The sequence below is a fragment of the Pseudomonas sp. EB271-G4-1 genome, from assembly GCF_058791355.1.
The window spans coordinates 1-20,655 of sequence record NZ_JBYTEO010000076.1 but is presented as its reverse complement, the minus strand read 5'-3'; the positions used below and the strand labels follow the sequence as shown (position 1 = coordinate 20,655).

Below are 20,655 nucleotides of genomic sequence, written 5' to 3'. Positions count from 1 at the left end.
GTCGACCGGGATCAATGGCCATTGGTTGCAACTGTTTGTGCACAAAGGTAATCACCGATGGCGGGCAACCATCGATCAGGTGCCGTCGATGAAAAAATGAACCGCCGCATCTGCGCTGCGCCCTTAGTCATAAGCACTGGTAGAGGCAATGGGCGTGAACGAACGGACGATTTTCACCGGGTGTGCCGGCTGGAGCCTGGGCAGGGAACATTCAGCCGCCTTTACAGCTGAAGGCACCCACTTGCAGCGCGACTGAACTGCGCCGAGATCAACAGCTCGTTCTATCGCCCGCATCGCCAGCAAACCTACCAGCGCTGGGCGGCCAGCGTGCCGGTCGGTTTTCGTTTCAGTGTCAAGGTGCCCAAGCTGATCAGCCATGTGCAGCGCCTGCAGGCCTGTGATCAGGCGCTCGATGAGTTCGTGCTGCAATGCTCCGGCCTGGGTGATCGCCTGGGCTGCCTGCTGGTGCAGCTACCGCCGTCGCTGGCATTTGACGAGTCGGTCGTCGAAGCATTTTTCATCAGCCTCAGGCGGTGCTTTCCAGGACCTGTGGTGCTCGAGCCCCGACACGAGTCCTGGACCGGTGCCGAGGCACTGTTGGTGCACTATCACATCGCGCAGGTTGCGGTGGACCCTTCGCGTATCAGCACTGACTCGACACCACGGGGATGGCCGGGGCTCAAATACTGGCGCCTGCATGGATCGCCGCGCATCTACTACAGCCCTTATGAATTGCCACGCCTGGAACGCCTGGGGGTCGAGCTGCAAACAGCCACTGCCGAAGGACAGTCAGCCTGGTGCATCTTCGACAACACCGCCAGCGGCGCGGCACTGGGCAATGCCTTGACGTTGGCGCAATGCCTGGATCCGCACTAAACCCCTTTGGTGGACGGCAACAGGATCGTCAGGATGCCCAGCAGCGGCAGGAACGAACACAGCGTATACACGTATTCGATGCCGTGGATATCCGCCAGGTGCCCGAGCAGCGCGGCGCCGATGCCGCCAAAACCGAACATCAGGCCGAAGAAAACCCCGGCGATCATGCCGACGTTGCCGGGCACCAGTTCCTGGGCGAAGACCACGATGGCCGAGAAGGCCGAGGCGAGGATGAAGCCGATGACCATGCTCAGCACGCCCGTCCAGAACAGGTCGACATGGGGCAGGGCGAGGGTGAAGGGCGCCGCTCCGAGAATCGAGAACCAGATCACTTGCTTGCGCCCGATCCGGTCACCGATCGGCCCACCGAAGAAGGTGCCGGCTGCCACGGCGCCGAGAAACAGGAACAGGTACAGTTGCGAGCTGGCCACCGACAGGTCGAACTTCTCGATCAGGTAGAACGTGAAGTAGCTAGTGAAGCTGGCCATGTAGAAGTACTTGGAGAACACCAGCAATGCCAGGACCACCAGGGCAAAACTCACCCGTTGTCTCGACAAGCCATGGGTTGCCTGGGTGCCCTGCTTGAGCTTGAACAGGTTCAGATGGTTGCGGTACCAGCGGCTCAGGCCGTATTGCACGAGGATGGCGAATACTGCGAACAGCCCGAACCAGGCGACGTTGCCCTGGCCATAAGGGATGACGATGGCCGCTGCCAGCAGTGGACCAAAAGCACTGCCGGCATTACCCCCGACCTGGAAGGTCGACTGGGCCAGACCGTAGCGACCACCCGAGGCCAGGCGCGCAACCCGGGAAGTCTCCGGGTGGAAGGTCGACGAGCCAATGCCCACCAGCGCCGAGGCCACGAGAATCGCCCCGAAGCTGCCGACCATTGCCAGCATCAGGATGCCGACCAGGGTACAGACCATACCGGCCGGCAACAGCCACGGCTTGGGGTGGCGGTCGGTGTAGTAACCAACCCAGGGTTGCAGCAGCGAGGCGGTCAATTGAAAGGTCAGGGTGATCAGGCCGACCTGGGTGAAGGTCAGGCCGTACGTGGCCTTGAGCATCGGGTAGATCGACGGCAGCACGGCCTGGATCAGGTCATTGATCAGATGCGCCAGGGCACAGGCACCGATGACGCGCATCACCAGCGGGCTGGCTTGGCTGGCCACTGAAGCTGTCGCCGTGGGGGAAGTAGTGGTACTGATGGACATGGGATCCTTCCAGAAAAAACGTAAGACGGGGGCTCGGTGCCAGGCACAAAAGCGCTGCCCATTTCAGGGTTCGGCGTTATCCTAGGGACCGTCCGATTGCCTGTCTCACGCAATTCGGGAGTCGACTATCGTAAAAAGGGCATCATGATCAAGTCGCTGGAAGAATTCCTCAGAGAGATCGACGACCGAGCCTGCGATGTGAGCAGCAGCGCCACCGACTACCCGGAAAACTGGGTGATCGAAGCGCACTCCCATCAAGCCCACCAGTTGATCTACGCTATCGAGGGCGTGATGGTGGTGCACTCGGGATTGAGCCAGTGGACGGTACCGCCCAGCCGCGGGATATGGATGCCGAGCAGGCACATTCACTCGATTCGCTGCGTCGGCCCGTTGAAGATGCGCAGCCTGTTCGTGCGTCCCGAAGCGTTTGCGGACATGCCGACTGAACCCAGGGCGGTGAGTATTTCGGCGTTGCTCAGTGAGTTGATCAAGGTCTCGGTGGCTATCACCTCACCTTACGACGCGGATTCGCGCGAAGGCCGGGTCATGCGCCTGATCCTCGATGAACTGAGGATATTGCCCACCTTGCCGCTGCATCTGCCTCAGCCCTCGGACCCACGGATCAAGGTGGTGTGTTCAGCGTTGCAACGCGATCCCGGCGATTGTTCGACCCTGGCGCACTGGAGCGCACGCCTGGACCTCGATGAGAAAACCATCCAGCGCCTGTTCCGCAAGGACACCGGGATGACCTTCGGCCAATGGCGCCAGCAGGCGCGGTTGCTACTGGCCCTGGAGCGCATCGCCGTGGGCGAGAAGATCATCGACATTGCCGGGGAACTGGGCTACGACAGCCCCAGTGCGTTCACCAGCATGTTCAAGAAACAGTTCGGCAAGACCCCCAGTCATTTCTTCAGGTGAGGTCTTGCCGGTTTTTTCAGCCGCCAATGCACTCAGATGCTTTTGGCGCCAACGTGCAGAATGAATGGCAAGACGTCAGCCGTGGTAACGACATACCGCGGCCATCGGGTTTTTGCTGCCGGCCACAACAATCCCGCCCGCTTCTTGAATGGCCATGCTGTTGGTGTAATTGAGGATGCCGTCGATGCCGGTATCGGAGAGTCCATCAATACCGAATGTGCGGTCCATTAAACCCTGGGGCGTTACCCTTCCCACCAGGCCCAGTGCGCGGGTGTTCAGTTCACCGGCCACGACGATGGCCTGTTCGGCGTCCAGTCGGGCGCTTTTGAGGTGCAGACTCTGGAACGGGCGTTCAATGGTCACGGGTAGGGCATTGTTGAACGTGTTGTCCGGCTTGCCGTCGGCCAAGGTGCGTGTGACATAGCCCTTGCGGGTAGACGCCACCGAGAACCAGCCGACCGCAACCGGCTTGTCGTCCGGTTGCAGGAGCAGTTGCGTGAGTGTCACCGGCCCGGCAGCTTGTGCAAGCACGGCAAAACCGTCGGTTCCAAACGACGAATCGATTTGCCCGGTCGGGGTGAACGCGGCGAGAAAGGCACGATTGGGGGCAGTGCCGACAACAATGAAATTTCCGTTTTGCCGGACGGCGAGCCCGATGGATGCGGTGTTTTGCGCATCGAACTGGAAGAACACATAGCCCTGTTCGTTGAAGCGTGTGTCCAACTGGCCGGCAGGCGTCAGTTGAATCAACAAGCCTTGATTGGCGTAGGGGCGAAATGTCCCGCTGTTGAAGGCAAAGAGAATTCGGTCGTCGTTGGCGTCGACGACATAGACGCTAGCCCCATCGCTGGTTTGCTGTGGGGTGATATCCGATGATGGTTGCGCGGTGGGCAGTGGTTCCTTGAAAACATATACCCCGTCATTGCCGAAAAGAAGATCAATGGAGCCGCCAGCGTTGAAGCGAGCTACCGCAGGGTAGTAGAGGGTTGCCGGGCTTCCTTCTTGAACGTAGCCCGTCACCAGCAATTTATCGCCGCTCAGCTCAGTGATGCCGGTAGGGGTGGACCGGACTGGGCTGCCTGCGAACCCCCAACGCAGATATCCGCCTGTACCGAATGAGGTGTCGAGCAGGCCGTTTTTTTCCAATCGGAACAGTTTGAAGTCGTTGCCGTCCGCCAACACGCCAATGATTTTCCCTTGGTGAGGGCCGGGGGCTTTCAGGACGGCGATGGCTTTTACGTCGGATCCTTCCAGGATTGTCGTGCCGTCAGTGCCGAAGCTGCGATCCAGATGACCGGCAGGGGAGGTAAGAGTCGACATGATGCTTCTCCAATAGTGAGGCTCAAGCACCCCCGATGGGTACTCAAGCCCCAGCCATTTAATCGGAGATGAATCGGAGGGCCTACTGACACAAATGACAGGTTTGCGATGTTTCGCAGCCTATTTCGCCAGCGCCAGGCGACCCTGAAAACTCCTCCATGGCATCCAGCAACGCCGCGTGGAAGTACGCCTTCGATGCCCGGTCGCAGAGTATGAACAAGCGTGGCTGTTGCGCCGACGTGGCATTGACCACGATCACGTTGATGCGCGCCGCCGAGGTTTGCGCCACGGCACCGGGGCCGAACACCTGGGGGGTCATGTCGACGCCGCAGAGTTTGGCCATGACTTCGGGCAATTGTTCACCGCTCAGCTGGAACCAGGCATGGCTGTCCTGGCGTGGCAGCAGGTAGTTGGCTTGATGGTCCAACTCCCAGCGGGCCTCTTCGTCGGCGATGCGTTGGCCCTGGTCTTGCGCACTGCCCAGCAGCAGGTATTCGGTCTGGGACAAACGCACGGCGTAGCTGCCGTCAACCTGGGTGACGGCGTGGTTGGGCGCGTCTGGCAGCACGAAGTCCCGACTCTGCAAATAGCGCGCACTGTCGGCGCCGCGAAATCCGACCCGGGGCAGGTCGGTCAGATCCGTCAGCGCACAGGTGGGCAGGAGGGCGAGGGCCGGCTGCCCGGCGCTGTGTTGTTGTCTCAGGCTGGTCATGGCTCAAAGCTCCTGGCGCAGGTTGGAAGGGTCGAAAAAGGGCAACGGCACCACATCGGCATGGACCACACGCCCACCTTCGACACGGATCGCAATCCGTTGCCCAGGTGTGCTTTGGTCGATGCCGGCGTACGCCAGGCCAATGATCTTGCCCAGGCTCGCCGAGTACTCGCAGGACGTGACGTTGCCGCTGATGTCCGGGCCGTTGAGCACCAGATGACCTTCCAGCGGTTGCGCGCTGCCCTTGGGCAAGGTGAAACCCACCAATTTGCGTGTTTGCGGCTGGGCTTCGAGGATGTCCACCGAGCGACGCCCGACGAAGAACGGCTTGTTGCGATTGACGGCCCAGCCCATGTCGATTTCCATGGGGTGGGTCATGCCGTCGGTGTCCTGGCTGATGATCACATGGCCTTTTTCCAGGCGCAGCAAACGCTGGGTCTCCACGCCGAAAGGGCGAATGTCATGGGCCTTGCCGGCTTCCATCAGCGCGTCCCACAGCGCCAGGCCATGGCGCGCCGGCACGTGGATTTCATAACCCAGTTCGCCGACAAAACCGACTCGCAACAGCCGCGCCTTGATCCCGGCCACGGTGCCTTGACGCACGCCCAGGTAGGGAAACGCTTGAGCGCTAAGTTTGAGGTCGGTGCAGACCTTCTCCAGCACTTTGCGCGAGTCGGGACCGGCGACATTGACCGCGCAGATCGCCGCCGTGACGTTGGCGACATCCACGTCCAGGCGCCATTGCGCGTTCCACTTGAGCATCTGCTGGTAGATGCGATCCACGCCGCTGGTGGTGGCGGTGACGTAGAAGTGATTGTCGGCGAAACGTGCGCAGACGCCATCGTCGATCACCACTCCGTGTTCATTGGTCATCAGCGCATAGCGGGAGCGACCGATCGGCTGCTTGAGGAAGGCGAAGGTGTACATCCGGTTGAGCAGTTCGGCGGCGTCCGGGCCACGCACATCAAGCCCGCCCAAGGTTGAGACGTCGATGATCCCGACCTTGTTGCGCACATGCAGCGCTTCGGCCTGCATGCATGCCTCGCGGTCCCGGGCATTGCCGTAGTAGGCCGGACGCTGCCAGATGCCGGCCGGCATCATCTTCGCGCCGGCTTGCAGGTGCCGGGCATGCATAGGTGTCTGTCGATACGGATCGAACGCGCGACCGGCCACATGGGCCAGTTTTTCCGCGACAAAGGGCGGGCGCGCGGTGGTCACGCCGGTTTCGCTGATGTTGCGCTGGGTCGCCCAGGCCACCAGGCGCGCGGTCGGCAGGGCCGAGTGACGCCCTTGCGAGGGGCCCATGCCCACGGTGGAATAACGCTTGACCAGCTGCACGTCGCGATAACCGATGCGCGTGGCATTGACGATGTCCGCCACTTGCAGGTCCTCGTCGAAATCGACGAAGTCCTTGCCCTTGGGGTGGGGGAAGATCGGCCAGTTGAAGTTGACCCGTACCTCGCTGCCCAAGGGCGCCCGGTGCACACCGACTGCCAGCCCCAGCGCAGCGGCGGCGTCGGCACCGGCGTTGACGCCGTCGGCGATCACGTTGTCGAGGCGGTGACGGCCATTCACCGAGCCTGCGACCGCAAGGTTCTGCGGCAGTCCGCTGAGGGTGAACTCGGCGCGCTGATCGTCGTAGGCCAGCTTGCCGCCGGCCTGGCACAGCAGTTGATAGACCGGCATGTAGCCGGCGGACATGCACAACAGGTCGCAATCCAGGCGTTGCCCGCTCTCGGCGACCTGGCCCTGGGCGGTGATCTTGCGCACGTCGACGCCATTGACATGGCGCAGGCCTTTTTCGTGCAGCGCTTCATACACGGTACTGTTGAGCTGGCAGGCAATCTTGCGTTGCGCCAGCGCGCCCAGTAGGGCCACGTCGCCCGGGCCTTGGCGCATGTCCACCACCGCGGCGACTTCGACGCCCTGGTCAAACAAGTCCAGCGCGGCGAGGTAACCGTCATCGTTGCCGGTCAGCACCACCGCGCGTTTGCCCGGCTTGACCGCGTACAGCTTCATCAGGCGCTGCGCGGCGCTGGTCAGCATTACGCCGGGCAAGTCGTTGTTGCGAAACACCACCGGCTGGTCGAACGCCCCGCTGCACACCAGGCACTGTCGGGCGCGCACCTTGTACATGCGTTTTCCTTGAATCACCGGCAGGTAATTGTCGGTGAACCAGGCGTTGCAGGTCGCCTCGGTGAGGATGCGAATATTGGCGTGCTGTTGCACCGCCGCGAGCAATTCGCGGCGCAAGGCGTCGGCGCGAATGCCGGCGATGTCGAAGCGGGCATAGGTTAGCGAACCGCCGAGGACCGGCTGTTGCTCGATGAGCAATACCTTGGCCCCGGCATTGGCCGCGGTCAGGGCCGCGTGCAGTCCGGCGGGACCGGCGCCGATCACGGCCAGGTCGGTGAACAGGTAGGCCTTGTCGTAATATTCGGGCTTGAACATCAGGTCGAGTACGCCCAGGCCGGCCTTCTTGCGAATGATCGGTTCCCAGACTTTCCACATGCCCCTGGGCTTGTAGAACGAGCGGTAATAGAAGCCCACCGGCATGAATCTGGAGAACTTGCCCAGATAAGCATCCCGGTCGTTGTCCAGTGAGCCGTTGACGTTCTGCGCCGTCACCTGCAAGCCGGCAACCAGCGCATGGGCATCGGCCAGTACGTTGGGTTCCTGGGGCAATTGCACCAGGCTGTTGGCGTCCTGCCCGGCCATGGTCAACGGGCCACGTGGGCGGTGGTACTTGAACGAGCGGGAAATCAGGAAGCGTCCGTTGGCGAGCAGGGCGCTGGCGATGCTGTCGCCCTGCAAGCCCTGATAGGGTTGGCCGTCGAAACTGAAATCGAGCGGCTGGTTACGGTCGATCAGCAGGCCCATCGGGGCGGGTAGGCGGTTCATCCGGCGATCTCCTTGGCGGCGTTGAAGTCGACGCGGGCAGTGAAAAATTCTTTAGGGTCGAAAGTGCGCAGGATTTCGTCGGTGACGGTGTGGCGTTCGGCGAGAAACCAGTAGCTCGACGGCGTGTGCATCCACCATTCGCGCACCACGCCGGCGAGGTTGTCGGTGTTGAACACGTAGTCGGCCCACTCGGCATCGCTGCAGCGCAGTGCATCGGGCATCGGCTTGAATTCGCCGCCATAAGTGAATTCGCTGATATTGCGTGGCCCGTTGAGCGGGCAATTGATAATTTTCATGGTCCGCTCTGCCTCAGTGACTGGCCGCCGTGGCGCCCATTTCGTTGACTTGCCGGAAGGTCGAGAAGCGCTCCAGGCCGAAGGGCTTGATCAACTCCGGTACCTTGCCGCCGCTGGCCACCAGTTCAGCCATGGTCTTGCCGCAGACAGGCGTCGCCTTGAAGCCCCAGGTGCCCCAACCGGCGTCCAGGTAGTAATTCTTCACCGGCGACAGGCCCATGATCGGGCTGTAGTCCGGGGTCATGTCGGTGATCCCGGCCCACTGGCGCATCAGCTTGGCGTTGGCCAGGAACGGGAACATTTCGATGGCGTGGGCCAGCAGGCTTTCCTTCAGGTCCAGGGTCGATCGGGTGTTGAACAGCGGGTACGGATCGGAGCCACCGCCGAACACCACTTCGCCGCGGCTGGTCTGTTGCACGTAGCAGTGCAGCGCCGACGAGCTCACCAGCGGATCGAGGAAGGGTTTGAAGGGCTGGGTGACCATGGCTTGCAGCGGGAAGGTCTGGATCGGCGAGCGAATCCCGGCCTTGGCCATCAGCAGTGAGCTGTGCCCGGCAATCGCCTGCACTGCACAGCCACACTTGATGGTGCCGCGGTTGGTCTTCACGGCGGTGATGGCGTCGTTCTCGATGATCAGGTCCTGCACCTCGGTGAGCTGATGGATTTCCACCCCGCGCTTCGCCGCTTGCTTGGCGTAGCCCCAGGCCACCGCGTCGTGGCGCGCGGTGGCGCCGTCGATGTGCCAGAGACCGGCGATCACGGGCAGGTGGCCGGGGTCGAGGTTGAGGCTGGGCACCAGTTCGCGGATCTGCTGGCGGTCGATCATTTCAGTGCGACCGCCGAAGTGCTTGTTGACCTCGGCCCGCTGGCGGAACGAACGCACGGTGGCATCGTTGTGGGCCAGGGTCAGTTGGCCGCGTTCGGAGTACATGATGTTGAAGTCGAATTCGTTGGACAGGCCCTGGAACATTCGCACCGATTCGGCATAGAAACGCACGCCTTCGCTGGTCAGGTAGTTGGAGCGGATCACTGCGGTATTGCGCGCGGTGTTGCCACCGCCCAGGTAGGACTTTTCCAGCACGGCGATGTTGGTGATGCCGTGATACCTGGCGAGGTAATAAGCGGTGGCCAGGCCATGGCCACCGGCACCGATGATCACCACGTCATAGCTTGATTTCAATTCACGCGGCGGCGGCAAATCCACTTCCACCGGGTACTCGGAACTCAGCCCGTACTTCAAGAGATTGAATGGCATACGGCCTCCGATAGGCTGTGCTGTTGCATAAGGGCTGCGGTCACGGTGTTTTTCATCAGGAAGGCAATGGTCATCGGCCCGACACCACCGGGTACCGGGGTGATCGCCGCGACCTGGGGCAGGGCGCTGTCGAAGTCGACATCGCCGACCAGGCGGCTGCGACCGGCGTCGTCGATACGATTGATGCCGACATCGATCACCACTGCACCGGGCTTGAGCCAACTGGCATCGATCAATCGCGGACGACCCACGGCGGCAATCACGATGTCTGCCTGACGGCAGAGCGCCTGCGGATCGGGGCTGCGCGAATGCAAGACCGTCACCGAGCAGTCGGCCTTGAGCAATAGCGCCGCCATGGGTTTGCCGACGATGTTCGATCGGCCGATCACCACTGCATGCTTGCCGCGCAGATCGCCGCAGGTCTGCTCCAGCAGGTACAGGCAGCCACTGGGTGTGCAGGGCGCGAGCACGGTGCGTCCCTGGCTGAGGCCACCCACGTTTTCACTGTGGAAGCCGTCGACGTCCTTGCCTGGGACGATCGCCTGCAGCGCCCGCAGTTCATCGACCTGGGCCGGTAGCGGCAATTGCAGGAGAATGCCGTGGATCGAGCCATCGGCATTCAGCCTGGCGATCAGGTCAAGCAGCTGTTCGGTGCTGGTGTCTGTGCCCAGCCGATGTTCCAGGGAGCGGATGCCGACCTCTTCTGCGCGCAGAATCTTGTTGCGCACATACACCTGGCTGGCCGGGTCGCTGCCGACCAGGATCACCGCCAGGGCCGGCTGGATGTCTTGCGCGCGCAGGCGCTCGACGTCCTTGCGAACCTCGATCAACACCCGCGCGGCGGCGGCTTTGCCGTCAATCAGTCGGGGTGTGTTCACCGGAAAATCACCGTTCTGTCCTGATTGAGGAAAACCCGGTGCTCCAGGTGGTACTTGACCGCCTTGGACAGGGCCACGGTCTCGGTGTCACGCCCGGTGGCCACGAGGTCATCCGGCAGGTAGACGTGATCGACGCGCTGCACCTCCTGTTCGATGATCGGCCCCTCATCGAGATCACTGGTGACATAGTGGGCGGTGGCGCCGATCAGCTTCACGCCGCGCTGGTACGCCTGGTGATACGGCTTGGCGCCCTTGAAACCGGGCAGGAACGAATGGTGGATGTTGATTGCCCGACCGGACAGTTGCCGGCACAGGTCGTCGGAGAGGATCTGCATGTAGCGCGCCAGTACCACCAGCTCGGTGCCAGTGTCGTCGACCACCTTCATCAGCTCGGCTTCCTGGCGGGTCTTGGTGTCCTTGGTGACTGGCAAGTAGATGAAGCGAATGCCCTCGCGTTCGGCCATGGGCCGCAGGTCGAGGTGGTTGGAGACGATGGCGGTGATGGTCATGTCCATCTCGCCCTTGTGGTAGCGGTAGAGCAGGTCGGTCAGGCAGTGGTCGAACTTGCTCACCATCAGCAGCACGCGCATCGGTTCGCGAGTGTCATGCAGTTCCCAGCGCATGTCGAAGGCCTGGGCGACATCGCTGAAACCGTCCTTGATCTGCTGGATATCCCCTGCGTGGCCATCGTTGAAACGGAACACCGCACGCATGAAAAAGCGCCCGCTGAAATCGTCGTCGAATTGCGCCATCTCCCCGATGTAGCAACTGTTGTCCGCCAGGTAGGTGGTGACGGCAGCGACAATGCCGGACACCGCGGGACAGGTGATCTTGATGATGAAATGGTTTTTTTCGTGTTGCATGACACGTCCTCGGGATGATGGCGGCAGCTCATCGCATAGCGAAAAAATGTCAGCGGACAGCGAGGCTCATTCCATGAGCGCGGTTTCGTGTCAGGAATAATATATTCCTGTTAGTGGCTTTATAGGGGAAATGCAGGGGGCACGTCCAGAGGTTTTGTGAAAGTTTTTTAACTGCTGGGAATTTTATTGGGCAACCCGACGTGCCCTGTAGGAGCGAGCATGCTCGCGAAAAACCCGAGAACACCGCGGGGCGTCAGGCTCCTCACAACCACCCTGGCCACACCGCTTGCGCGCATGAAATTAAACCTGTATTTTTTCATGAAATTAAAACTATAAAATTTCATGGAGCCGGTATGTTTCAGCAATCCACCCAGCATGTCGCCAGCTATTACGCCCATACGTGCGCCGATCGCCTGGTCAATCGAGCGGCGTTGGAGGGCGAGCAGGACACCGACGTGCTGATCATCGGTGCCGGCTTCAGCGGTTTGCACACGGCGTTGCGCCTGGCCCTGGCCGGCAAGCGCGTGACACTGCTGGAGGCCAGCCGGGTCGCCTGGGCCGCGTCGGGACGTAATGGCGGCCAGGCCATACTCGGTTGGTCCTGCGACATGCCGCCGCTGGAAGCCGCACTGGGCCATGAGCGCGCGCGGCGGTTGTGGGACGGCATGCGCTGGGCGGCAAAAGAGGTGCGCGAATTGCCCAGGCGCCATGGTTTCGATTGCGACTACCGGCCCGGGCACCTCTGGACTTCGGTGATGCCACGGCGGGTGGGGTTGTTGACCGAGTGGCAGCACGAGGCCAGCCACAAATGGGGGCATGACGGTTTGCGCTTCATCGAGCGCGCCCAGTTGCCCGAATGGGTGGCCAGCGAGCGTTACCAGGCCGGTTTGTACGACCCCGAAGGCGGGCATTTGAACCCGCTGAAACTGGCACTGGGACTGGCCGCCGCGATCGAGCAGGCCGGTGGTGTGATTCATGAACAAAGCATGGCGTTGAATTATCGCGAGGACTCGAACGGCTACGTGGTGACGACTGAACGCGGACACATTCGCGCCGATGTCCTGGTATTGGCCTGCAATGCCTATCTTGACCGGCTCGACCCACAGCTATCGAGTTGCGTACTACCCGTTGGTACCTATCAGGTGGCCACGGCGCCGATGTCCGAGGCCCAGGCAGCCGCTCTGCTACCCAGCAATGTCTGCGTCACCGACAACCAGTTCGTGCTCGACTATTTCCGCCGCACGCCAGACAACCGGCTGCTGTTCGGCGGCGGTTGCACCTATCTGGGGGGCATGCCCAAGGACATCGCCGGTGCCACACGGCCGTGCCTGGAAAGGGTGTTCCCCCAATTGAAAGGCATTGAATTGGAGTTTGCCTGGGGCGGTCACATCGACCTGACGCTCAAACGCACGCCCGACATCGGTCGGCGCGGTGACTTGTATTGGTTGCAGGGCTATTCCGGGCACGGCGTGCTGCCGACCCTGGCCGGGGCACGGGCGGTGTCTGACGCTATTCTCGGCCAGCCGGATGAGCTGGGGCTGTACCAGGGTTTGACCAACCCCAGTTTTCCCGGCGGCAAATACATGGCAGCACCGCTGGAAGCCATCGGCAAAGCCTGGTACAGGCTGCGCGACAGCATTTGAATCGGCCACTTCTGGAAGCCTTTAGATGGACATGCAAGAAGAGATTTCGGCGCTGGCGATCCTGATCCAGGACCTGCGCAAGCACAAGAAGTACACCTTGAAGGATCTGGCCGACAAGATCGGCCGCTCCGTGGGTTTTCTTTCCCAGGTCGAACGCGGCTTGTCCCGCCCGACGGTGGCGGACCTGACCGCCATCAGCGAGACCCTCGGCGTGCCGACCACCTATTTCTATAGCCTGCCCAAACCCATGGCCCTACCGTGGGTGACCCGGCCGGATGAGCGCCGCACGTTGTATTACGCCGATGGCATCACCGACATCATGGTCTCGCCAAAGATGCGTGCGTCCTTTTCCATGCTCGAAAGCCAGCTGGAGCCCGGTGCCAGCAGCGGCGACCGGCACATGAAGGACAGCTCGGAGCAGGGCGGCTATGTGCTGGAAGGGGAACTGACCCTGTGGCTCGACCAGAACGAACCGGTGACCCTGCACGCTGGCGACAGTTTTCAACTGGCCAGTCATGCCCACTGCCGCTACGGCAACCTCTCAGACCAAATGACCCGCGTACTTTGGGTCTACACCTGATAAAAACAACAAGGAACAAAACGATGGATGCTGTGTGCTCTGATTTGTTGGCCGAAGTGCGTGGGTTTCGTCAGCGCTACCCCGATGTGCGCTTCGTCGACCTGATATCCCTGGACATTCCGGGGCATTTCTACGGCAAGCGCTACCCGATCGAAATGCTCGAAAAAGTCGCCGCCGGCAGCGCCCTCAAGTTGCCGCAAAACTGCGTGTTGCTCGGCACCCAGGGCGGGCTGTTCAAGATTGGCGACTACTGCTTCAACGATGGCGATCCGGACGCGCTGCGTCGCCTGGTACCGGGCACGCTCAAGTTGGTGAGTTGGGAGAAGCAACCGCTGGGGCAGATGTTGATTACTTCCGATGGCACGGAAAAACCGATCGTCTTCGAACCCCGTGAAGTCCTGGCGCAGGTGTTGGCGCGGCTTGGAAGCAAAGGCATTTTTCCGGTGGTGGCGTTCGAACTTGAGTTCTACCTGTTCGACAGTCAGTTGCGCGATGGCTTGCCGCAGTTTGCCCGCGACCCGCTGACCGGCGATGCGGACGATCAGCCGAACATGCACATTGAACGCCTCTCGCGATTTGCCCCGGTGCTCGACGAAATGGTCGAGACCGCGCGTGCGCAAGGCATCGATGCGACGGTGATCACCGCCGAATTGGGCCCCGGTCAGTTCGAGATCAATTTCGGTCATCTGGACGATGGTCTGCGCGCTGCCGACTGGGCTGCGTTGTTCTGCCGCAGCACGCGAGGCGTGGCACTCAAGCACAACTACCGCGCCAGTTTCATGGCCAAGCCTTACCTGCAGCACCCCGGCAGCGGCATGCATGTGCACGTGAGTCTTTACGACAAGGCCGGCAACAACCTGCTGGCGGCGAACGGGCAACGCGCGTTGCGCCATGCGGTGGCCGGTTGCCTGGATGTGTTGCCGCACTGCATGCCGATTTTCGCGCCAAACCACAACGCGTTGCGCCGCTTGAGCGCCACGGTCAACGTCGCCTCGCGCGCCAGTTGGGGTTTCGAGGATCGAGACGCATGCCTGCGGGTGCCGGAGTCTGACGCCAGGAACCTGCGGGTCGAACATCGCCTCGCTGGCGCCGATGCCAACCCGTATCTGGTGCTCGCCGCGATCCTGGTGGGCCTGGAACAAGGCCTTGAACAGGAGCGCGAGCCGATCGCCCCACTCAACGATGACCGCAACAGCGGCATCGACTTTCCGCTGGAAATGCTCGACGCCGTGCGAGCCATGCAAGGCCATCAAAAACTGCGTGAAGGTTTGGGCGCGGAATTCGTCGATGTGTATTGCGAGAACAAGCGGCAGGACCACTTGGCGTTCCTGAACGACATCAGTGCACGGGAATATCGCTGGTTCCTGTAGTTAAGGTTATTTCGAGGTTAACCGTAAAAAATATCTGGTTATTTAACAGGTTACAGATTTTAGTAACTGAACGGTTAATCAGAATATCTTGTTACAGGGCGAAACATTGCGTAATATCCGCCCCGCGTTCACCACCACGGTTTATGCATTTTTAAGTCCCGGGCGTCCATCAGCTGCCCGGGATTTTTTTTGCCTGAAATTCGGTGTCATTCAGTTGGTTTCTCTGTAGGAGCGAGCATGCTCCGGGCGGCGTTCCGACGATGGACGTCAACGATGACGCGGGATACCTGCGGCGCAGACGTAAAAAAGCCCGGCTGATCAGGCCGGGCTTTTTGTGGGTGCGGTGAAGCGATGGGTTCAGGCGACGGTGTTGCCTTGCAGGCGGTCCGAGCCATCGGCAGCGACGGTGTTGCCTTGCAGGCGGTCGGAGCCATCGGCGGCGACGGTGTTGCCTTGCAGGCGATCCGAGCCATCGGCGGCGACGGTGTTGCCTTGCAGGCGGTCAGAGCCATCGGCGGCGACAGTGTTGCCTTGCAGGCGATCCGAACCATCGGCAGCGACGCGATTCTCGATCAGGCGATCCGAACCGCCTTCAGCTACACGATTCTCGATCAAACGATCCGAACCACCTTCAGCCACTCGGCTTTCAATCAGACGATCCGAGCCACCTTCCGCCACGACAGGCTGAACAGAGGTTGCGGCAAAAGCGTTAATTGCGAAAACCGAGAAAGCGATGCTGAGGAGGGTTTGGCGTTTCATGATCGTGTGCTCCGGGGTGTTGTTGGTTGGTATGGAGCTGATGTTACGCCGTGGAATTTTTAAGAGAACTTCATTGAGTTAATGGTGACTATTGACGCAGTCAATGATCGCTAGCGCGAAATGAGCCCGTGATCGATCGCGTATTTGACCAGCGCTGCCGGCTTGTCGATGTTGAGCTTGCGCCGAATGCTCAAGCGGTGTGTCTCCACCGTGCGCACGCTGATATCCAGTTCCCGTGCCATTTCCTTGTTGTTCAGCCCTTGTGCCATCTTCGACAAAACCTGGCTTTCACGGGGGGTCAGTTCGTTGTCGGTGTTTTTGTCGGCGATCAGCCGCTGGGCGATGTCGGCGCTGTAGAAGGTCCCGCCGCTGGAGATGGCTTCGATGGCCGCGATGATTTCCCGTGAAGGGGCATTCTTCAACACGTAGCCACTGGCGCCCGAGCGCAGTGATTCACTCACGTACTCATAGTTATCGTACATGCTCAGCACCAATACCTTTAGCGACGGGTACTGGCTGCGCAGCACGCGGGTCAGTTCCAGGCCGTTGATGTCCGGCAGGCTGATGTCGACCAGCAGCAGGTCGGGCTGGCAGCGTCCGACCATCTCCATGGCTTCGGCGCCACTTTCGGCTTCGCCAACCACTTCCAGGGGGGCCATGACGGACAGCAGCGCCTTTATTCCGTCACGGACCAGGGCGTGATCGTCGACCAGGGCGACGCGGATCGGGGAGGGCAGGTTCATTGCAGGCTTCACTCTTGTTTTTGGGGCATCAGCGTTTGCTGGCAGGCAGCTTCATCGGTAGCAGAACATCCAGCTCACTGCGTCCGGGCGTCGAGATCAGTTCGAAGCGGCCACCAAAATGTTCGACGCGTTCACGAATATTACGCAAGCCAATGCCGACGTGGCGACGTTCGACCTGGGCGACGTTGAAACCGACTCCGTCGTCGACCACCGTCAGCCGCACCGATTGTTCGCAGCCGCGCAGCGTAATGGATACGTGCCTGGCCCGGGCGTGGCGCTCGATATTGGTCAGGCCTTCCTGGACGATGCGAAACAACGAGACCGCTGCGCCGTCGACCAGTTGGCAGTCGAACTCATTGTCGTCATAGGTCACGGTAAGGCCGCTGCGCTGTTCGAACTCAGCGGCCAGTTGACCGATTGCCGCCGACAGGCCGAGCGTATCGAGCAACGATGAGCGCAAGTCGTGGGAGAGGCTGCGCACTTCGCCAATCGCATCACCCAGGCGCGCGGTGGCATCCCTCAACGCGCCCAGGCCCTTGTCGTGGTTTTGCCCGCTTTCCAGCAAGTGGCTGGCGAGTTCGAACTGAAACTTGATCGAGACCAGCACCTGGCTGATGCCGTCGTGCAGCTCGCGGGACACCCTCGAGCGCTCTTCCTCCTGCAGGCTGACAATCCGCTGGGTCAGGCGCTGCAGTTTCTTGTCCGCCAGGCGATGTTCGCTGACATTGAGGGTCATGCCGGTGGCGAAGACAAACAGCACCGCCACCAGCGCCACCACGGCAATCGCCACCATGGTCTTGCGGATGCCCTGGGCCACTTCGGCTCGTGCTTGCTGGGTGGCGCGCTCGACATCTTCAAGGTAAATGCCGGTACCGAGCATCCAGCCCCAGCGATCGAGCATGACCACATAGGCCAGTTTGTCGGTCACCTGGCCGGAGGAGGGTTTGTTCCAGGCGTAGCGTTGGAAACCTTCGCCCGATTGCGCACTCTTGAGCAGCGCCTGGATCACCGGCAGGCCGTGCGGGTCTTTCATGTCCCACAGGTATTTGCCCACCAGCTCCGACTGGCGCGCGTGCATCAGGCTGCGGCCTTCATGGTCGTAGACGAAGAAATAGCCATTGATGCCAAAGCTGAGCTTGCGCAGTTCCTCGAGCACCTGTTGCTGGGCGCGCGCGTCACCCTGGCCGTTGTCGTACAGCGGCTCGATCAGGCTTTTCGCCATTTCGACGTAGTTTTTCAGCTCCGCGCGCTTGCTCATCAGGATGCTGTCTTCGATCAGCTGCGCCTGTTGATCACCCAGTTGGCGATTGAGGGAAATCACCAGGGCGCAGATGACGGCAATGGCCAACACCAGCGGCAAAATGCCGAGGGCGACGATCTTGTGTTTGAGCTGCATGGTTGCTCCTGCCCGCGCGAGGGGCCGGCATCATATGCCAAAGATACGCCAGACCTGTAGCGTTGCTGGACGGAATGACTGACGGCGGGGATGCCCGCCCATTGAAACGCAATCCCCTGTGGAAGCGAGCCTGCTCGCGAAAACAATCGGTCATTCAACATCCATGTCGTCTGACGGATCGCTTTCGCGAGCAGGCTCGCTCCCACAAGGGGCCGAATTTTCAATAGCAGATCAGTGTGTTCTACGTAGAACTACGTAGATGCCGCGTACGTAGTAACGCGGATTTATTTGTGGACGACATGCGCGGATATTGGCCCAGCTCCGCACAGCGGACACAATTATAAAAATTACCGCCGCAGTCACGAGCTGTCGGCAGGAGACCCTCTATGCCCCGTCTGGCTAAACACCTCGCCTGGTTTGCCGTGGCTGTCCTGGGAGCGATTGCGCTGAGTGTCGTGGCCCTGCGCCGCGGCGAAGCGATCAACGCCCTGTGGATCGTCGTTGCAGCCGTCGCCATCTACCTCGTTGCGTACCGCTACTACGGCCTGTTCATCGCCAACAAAGTGATGCAACTGGACCCCAATCGCGCCACGCCCGCTGTGCTCAACAACGATGGTCTGGACTTCGTGCCGACCAACAAGCACGTGCTCTTCGGTCACCACTTCGCGGCCATCGCCGGCGCGGGGCCGCTGGTCGGTCCGGTACTGGCGGCGCAGATGGGCTACCTGCCCGGCACGCTGTGGCTGATTGCCGGCGTGGTGCTGGCCGGTGCCGTGCAGGACTTCATGGTCCTGTTCATGTCCACCCGCCGTAATGGTCGTTCGCTGGGCGACATGGTCCGCGAAGAAATGGGCCGCATCCCCGGCACCATCGCGCTGTTCGGCTGCTTCCTGATCATGATCATCATCCTCGCGGTGCTGGCGCTGATCGTGGTCAAGGCCCTGGCCGAGAGTCCGTGGGGCATGTTCACGGTGATGGCGACCATCCCGATCGCGATGTTCATGGGCATCTACATGCGCTACATCCGTCCGGGCCGCATCGGTGAAATCTCGATCATCGGCGTGTTCCTGCTGCTGGGTTCGATCTGGCTGGGTGGGCAGATTGCCGCTGACCCGGTGTGGGCCAAGGCCTTTACCTTCACCGGCGTGCAGATTACCTGGATGCTGATCGGTTACGGTTTCGTGGCTGCCGTTCTGCCGGTCTGGCTGATCCTGGCACCCCGTGATTACCTTTCCACGTTCCTGAAAATCGGCACCATCGTCGCCTTGGCCATCGGTATCCTGGTGACCATGCCCGAGCTGAGAATGCCGGCACTGACCCAATTCGTCGATGGCACGGGACCGGTGTGGAAGGGCGGTATGTTCCCGTTCCTGTTCATCACCATCGCCTGTGGCGCGGTATCGGGGTTCCACTCGCTGATCGCTTCTGGCACTACGCCAAAATTGCTCGCCAGCGAAGGTCATGCCCGGTACATCGGTTACGGCGGCATGCTGATGGAATCGTTCGTGGCGATCATGGCCATGGTGGCTGCCTCGGTGATCGATCCGGGCGTGTACTTCGCCATGAACAGTCCTGCGGCCATTGTGGGTTCCGATGCTGTTTCGGTTGCTCAGACCGTCAGCAGCTGGGGCTTTGCGATTACTCCGGAGGCGCTGCAAGCAGTGGCCAAGGACATCGGTGAAACCACCATCCTGGCCCGTGCCGGCGGTGCGCCGACCCTGGCCGTGGGTATCGCGCAGATCCTGCACCACGTGCTGCCGGGTGAAAACACCATGGCGTTCTGGTACCACTTCGCGATCCTGTTCGAAGCGCTGTTCATCCTGACCGCGGTGGACGCCGGTACTCGCGCCGGGCGTTTCATGCTCCAGGATTTGCTCGGCTCCTTCGTGCCATCGCTCAAGCGCACCGAATCCTGGACCGCCAACCTGATCGCCACCGCCGGCTGCGTGGCCATGTGGGGATACCTGCTGTACCAGGGCGTGATCGATCCGCTGGGGGGGATCAACACCCTGTGGCCATTGTTCGGCATCTCCAACCAGATGCTGGCGGGTATTGCCCTGATGCTTGGCACCGTGGTGCTGATCAAAATGAAGCGTCAGCAGTATGTGTGGGTGACTCTGCTGCCAGCGGTATGGCTGCTGATCTGCACCACCACCGCCGGTTTCATCAAACTGTTCGATGCCAACCCGGCCATTGGCTTCCTGGCCTTGGCGAAAAAATACAGCGATGCCCTGGCCAACGGTCAGGTGCTGGCGCCGGCCAAGAGCATTGACCAGATGCAGCACGTGATCTTCAACGCCTACACCAACGCCACGCTGACCGCGTTGTTCCTGTTCGTGGTGTTCAGCATCCTGTTCTTCGCACTCAAGGTCGGTATCGCCGCCTGGGGCACCAAGGAACGAACGGACAAGGAAGCACCATTCCACGCGCTGCCGATGCCTGATCATGTTCAATGACTTGAGTCGCCTGGGCAAATACCTCGGTCAGGCCGCGCGCCTGATGGTGGGTATGCCCGATTACGACAATTACGTCGAGCATATGCAAAACAAGCACCCGGACAAGCCGGTGATGGATTACGAGGCGTTCTTTCGGGAACGCCAGGAAGCCCGTTACGGCAGCAAGTCCGGACCGAAGTGTTGTTGAATGAATGAATCAAGAAACCCGGCCGAAAAAGCCGGGTTTTTTGTTTGGGATTTCGCGTGTTCAGTTCAGATGTGGGTGCTTGCTCGCGAAGGTGGCCTGACAGCCGGACCTGTTATTTGAACTGTAGGAGCCAGGCTTGCCGGCGAAGGCGTCCTGGCAGGCGATAATTGTCTTTCAGGTGTACATATCCGTTGCTGCGGTAACGGCCACTTAGGGTTTCGCCCTTACGGCGAGTCACTTGGAAAAACGGAACGCCGCCCGGCCCTAAGTAACCAAGGGCTCTTGCCC

The 20,655-nt window shown here is 61.0% G+C and carries 17 protein-coding genes and 1 pseudogene; 7 read left to right on the top strand and 11 right to left on the bottom strand.

Features of this window, described 5'->3' with window-relative positions; genetic code table 11:
- The first annotated feature begins 148 nt into the window (after positions 1-148).
- Positions 149-876, top strand: a pseudogene (locus AC3WWR_RS26705) (DUF72 domain-containing protein).
- On the opposite strand, the gene AC3WWR_RS26700 reads toward AC3WWR_RS26705, so the two are convergent.
- Positions 873-2,090 carry an MFS transporter gene (locus AC3WWR_RS26700; RefSeq protein WP_033042844.1) on the bottom strand — a complete coding sequence of 406 codons (1,218 nt, stop codon included), beginning with the start codon at positions 2,088-2,090 and terminating at the stop codon, positions 873-875. The pseudogene AC3WWR_RS26705 and the gene AC3WWR_RS26700 overlap by 4 nt on opposite strands.
- 96 nt (positions 2,091-2,186) lie before the next feature.
- On the opposite strand from AC3WWR_RS26700, the gene AC3WWR_RS26695 reads away from it, so the two are divergent.
- Positions 2,187-3,008: an AraC family transcriptional regulator gene (locus AC3WWR_RS26695; protein WP_151142472.1), complete on the top strand. Its 822-nt coding sequence runs from the start codon at positions 2,187-2,189 to the stop codon at positions 3,006-3,008.
- Positions 3,009-3,083: 75 nt separating this feature from the next.
- Here AC3WWR_RS26695 and AC3WWR_RS26690 read toward each other — a convergent pair whose 3' ends face one another.
- The 7 genes from AC3WWR_RS26690 to purU form a co-directional block, all read right to left on the bottom strand.
- Entirely contained in the window at positions 3,084-4,328 is a 1,245-nt protein-coding gene (locus AC3WWR_RS26690; protein ID WP_033042847.1) for an NHL repeat-containing protein, read from the bottom strand.
- 82 nt (positions 4,329-4,410) lie between these two features.
- Entirely contained in the window at positions 4,411-5,040 is a 630-nt protein-coding gene (locus AC3WWR_RS26685; protein ID WP_033042850.1) for a sarcosine oxidase subunit gamma, read from the bottom strand.
- Between the two features lie 3 nt (positions 5,041-5,043).
- Positions 5,044-7,941, bottom strand: a complete 2,898-nt coding sequence (locus tag AC3WWR_RS26680; RefSeq protein WP_020800976.1) for a 2Fe-2S iron-sulfur cluster-binding protein — start codon at positions 7,939-7,941, stop codon at positions 5,044-5,046.
- Positions 7,938-8,237: a sarcosine oxidase subunit delta gene (locus AC3WWR_RS26675; protein ID WP_033042852.1), complete on the bottom strand. Its 300-nt coding sequence runs from the start codon at positions 8,235-8,237 to the stop codon at positions 7,938-7,940. The genes AC3WWR_RS26680 and AC3WWR_RS26675 overlap by 4 nt, the downstream gene beginning before the upstream one ends.
- Positions 8,238-8,250: 13 nt before the next feature.
- On the bottom strand, positions 8,251-9,492 hold the full coding sequence (locus AC3WWR_RS26670; RefSeq protein ID WP_492599202.1) for an FAD-dependent oxidoreductase: 1,242 nt from the start codon (positions 9,490-9,492) through the stop codon (positions 8,251-8,253).
- Positions 9,474-10,370, bottom strand: coding sequence for a bifunctional methylenetetrahydrofolate dehydrogenase/methenyltetrahydrofolate cyclohydrolase FolD (gene folD / locus AC3WWR_RS26665; protein ID WP_020800973.1), 897 nt, complete (start codon positions 10,368-10,370; stop codon positions 9,474-9,476). Before folD ends, AC3WWR_RS26670 begins: the two co-directional genes overlap by 19 nt.
- Positions 10,367-11,233, bottom strand: coding sequence for a formyltetrahydrofolate deformylase (gene purU / locus AC3WWR_RS26660; RefSeq protein WP_020800972.1), 867 nt, complete (start codon positions 11,231-11,233; stop codon positions 10,367-10,369). The genes folD and purU overlap by 4 nt, the downstream gene beginning before the upstream one ends.
- A gap of 353 nt (positions 11,234-11,586) precedes the next feature.
- On the opposite strand from purU, the gene AC3WWR_RS26655 reads away from it, so the two are divergent.
- The 3 genes from AC3WWR_RS26655 to AC3WWR_RS26645 are packed head-to-tail and all read left to right on the top strand — an operon-like array spanning position 11,587 to position 14,826.
- Positions 11,587-12,876, top strand: a complete 1,290-nt coding sequence (locus AC3WWR_RS26655; protein WP_020800971.1) for an NAD(P)/FAD-dependent oxidoreductase — start codon at positions 11,587-11,589, stop codon at positions 12,874-12,876.
- Between the two features lie 25 nt (positions 12,877-12,901).
- Positions 12,902-13,456: a helix-turn-helix domain-containing protein gene (locus AC3WWR_RS26650; protein WP_020800970.1), complete on the top strand. Its 555-nt coding sequence runs from the start codon at positions 12,902-12,904 to the stop codon at positions 13,454-13,456.
- Between the two features lie 23 nt (positions 13,457-13,479).
- On the top strand, positions 13,480-14,826 hold the full coding sequence (locus tag AC3WWR_RS26645) for a glutamine synthetase family protein (RefSeq protein WP_020800969.1): 1,347 nt from the start codon (positions 13,480-13,482) through the stop codon (positions 14,824-14,826).
- 357 nt (positions 14,827-15,183) lie between these two features.
- On the opposite strand, the gene AC3WWR_RS26640 is transcribed toward AC3WWR_RS26645, so the two are convergent.
- The 3 genes from AC3WWR_RS26640 to AC3WWR_RS26630 form a co-directional block, all read right to left on the bottom strand.
- Positions 15,184-15,585, bottom strand: a complete 402-nt coding sequence (locus AC3WWR_RS26640; RefSeq protein ID WP_083348885.1) for a hypothetical protein — start codon at positions 15,583-15,585, stop codon at positions 15,184-15,186.
- Between the two features lie 110 nt (positions 15,586-15,695).
- Complete coding sequence (locus AC3WWR_RS26635; protein ID WP_033042578.1) at positions 15,696-16,328, bottom strand: response regulator; 633 nt, start codon at positions 16,326-16,328, stop codon at positions 15,696-15,698.
- 28 nt (positions 16,329-16,356) lie between these two features.
- Positions 16,357-17,724: a cache domain-containing protein gene (locus AC3WWR_RS26630; protein ID WP_020801266.1), complete on the bottom strand. Its 1,368-nt coding sequence runs from the start codon at positions 17,722-17,724 to the stop codon at positions 16,357-16,359.
- 386 nt (positions 17,725-18,110) lie between these two features.
- Here AC3WWR_RS26630 and AC3WWR_RS26625 point away from each other — a divergent pair, with 386 nt between their 5' ends.
- Both AC3WWR_RS26625 and AC3WWR_RS26620 read left to right on the top strand, forming a co-directional pair.
- Positions 18,111-20,180, top strand: a complete 2,070-nt coding sequence (locus AC3WWR_RS26625; protein ID WP_492599201.1) for a carbon starvation CstA family protein — start codon at positions 18,111-18,113, stop codon at positions 20,178-20,180.
- A complete protein-coding gene (locus AC3WWR_RS26620) occupies positions 20,170-20,367 on the top strand; it encodes a YbdD/YjiX family protein (RefSeq protein WP_020801269.1) in 198 nt (65 codons plus the stop codon). Before AC3WWR_RS26625 ends, AC3WWR_RS26620 begins: the two co-directional genes overlap by 11 nt.
- Positions 20,368-20,655: the final 288 nt, after the last annotated feature.

Coding starts and splice junctions, on each gene's coding strand:
- AC3WWR_RS26700 (WP_033042844.1), bottom strand. CDS start 2,090: ATGTCCATCAGTACCACTACTTCCCCCACGGCGACAGCTTCAGTGGCC.
- AC3WWR_RS26640 (WP_083348885.1), bottom strand. CDS start 15,585: ATGAAACGCCAAACCCTCCTCAGCATCGCTTTCTCGGTTTTCGCAATT.
- AC3WWR_RS26635 (WP_033042578.1), bottom strand. CDS start 16,328: ATGAACCTGCCCTCCCCGATCCGCGTCGCCCTGGTCGACGATCACGCC.
- AC3WWR_RS26650 (WP_020800970.1), top strand. CDS start 12,902: ATGGACATGCAAGAAGAGATTTCGGCGCTGGCGATCCTGATCCAGGAC.
- AC3WWR_RS26675 (WP_033042852.1), bottom strand. CDS start 8,237: ATGAAAATTATCAATTGCCCGCTCAACGGGCCACGCAATATCAGCGAA.
- AC3WWR_RS26630 (WP_020801266.1), bottom strand. CDS start 17,724: ATGCAGCTCAAACACAAGATCGTCGCCCTCGGCATTTTGCCGCTGGTG.
- AC3WWR_RS26645 (WP_020800969.1), top strand. CDS start 13,480: ATGGATGCTGTGTGCTCTGATTTGTTGGCCGAAGTGCGTGGGTTTCGT.
- AC3WWR_RS26680 (WP_020800976.1), bottom strand. CDS start 7,941: ATGAACCGCCTACCCGCCCCGATGGGCCTGCTGATCGACCGTAACCAG.
- AC3WWR_RS26685 (WP_033042850.1), bottom strand. CDS start 5,040: ATGACCAGCCTGAGACAACAACACAGCGCCGGGCAGCCGGCCCTCGCC.
- AC3WWR_RS26670 (WP_492599202.1), bottom strand. CDS start 9,492: ATGCCATTCAATCTCTTGAAGTACGGGCTGAGTTCCGAGTACCCGGTG.
- AC3WWR_RS26625 (WP_492599201.1), top strand. CDS start 18,111: ATGCCCCGTCTGGCTAAACACCTCGCCTGGTTTGCCGTGGCTGTCCTG.
- AC3WWR_RS26655 (WP_020800971.1), top strand. CDS start 11,587: ATGTTTCAGCAATCCACCCAGCATGTCGCCAGCTATTACGCCCATACG.
- AC3WWR_RS26690 (WP_033042847.1), bottom strand. CDS start 4,328: ATGTCGACTCTTACCTCCCCTGCCGGTCATCTGGATCGCAGCTTCGGC.
- purU (WP_020800972.1), bottom strand. CDS start 11,233: ATGCAACACGAAAAAAACCATTTCATCATCAAGATCACCTGTCCCGCG.
- AC3WWR_RS26620 (WP_020801269.1), top strand. CDS start 20,170: ATGTTCAATGACTTGAGTCGCCTGGGCAAATACCTCGGTCAGGCCGCG.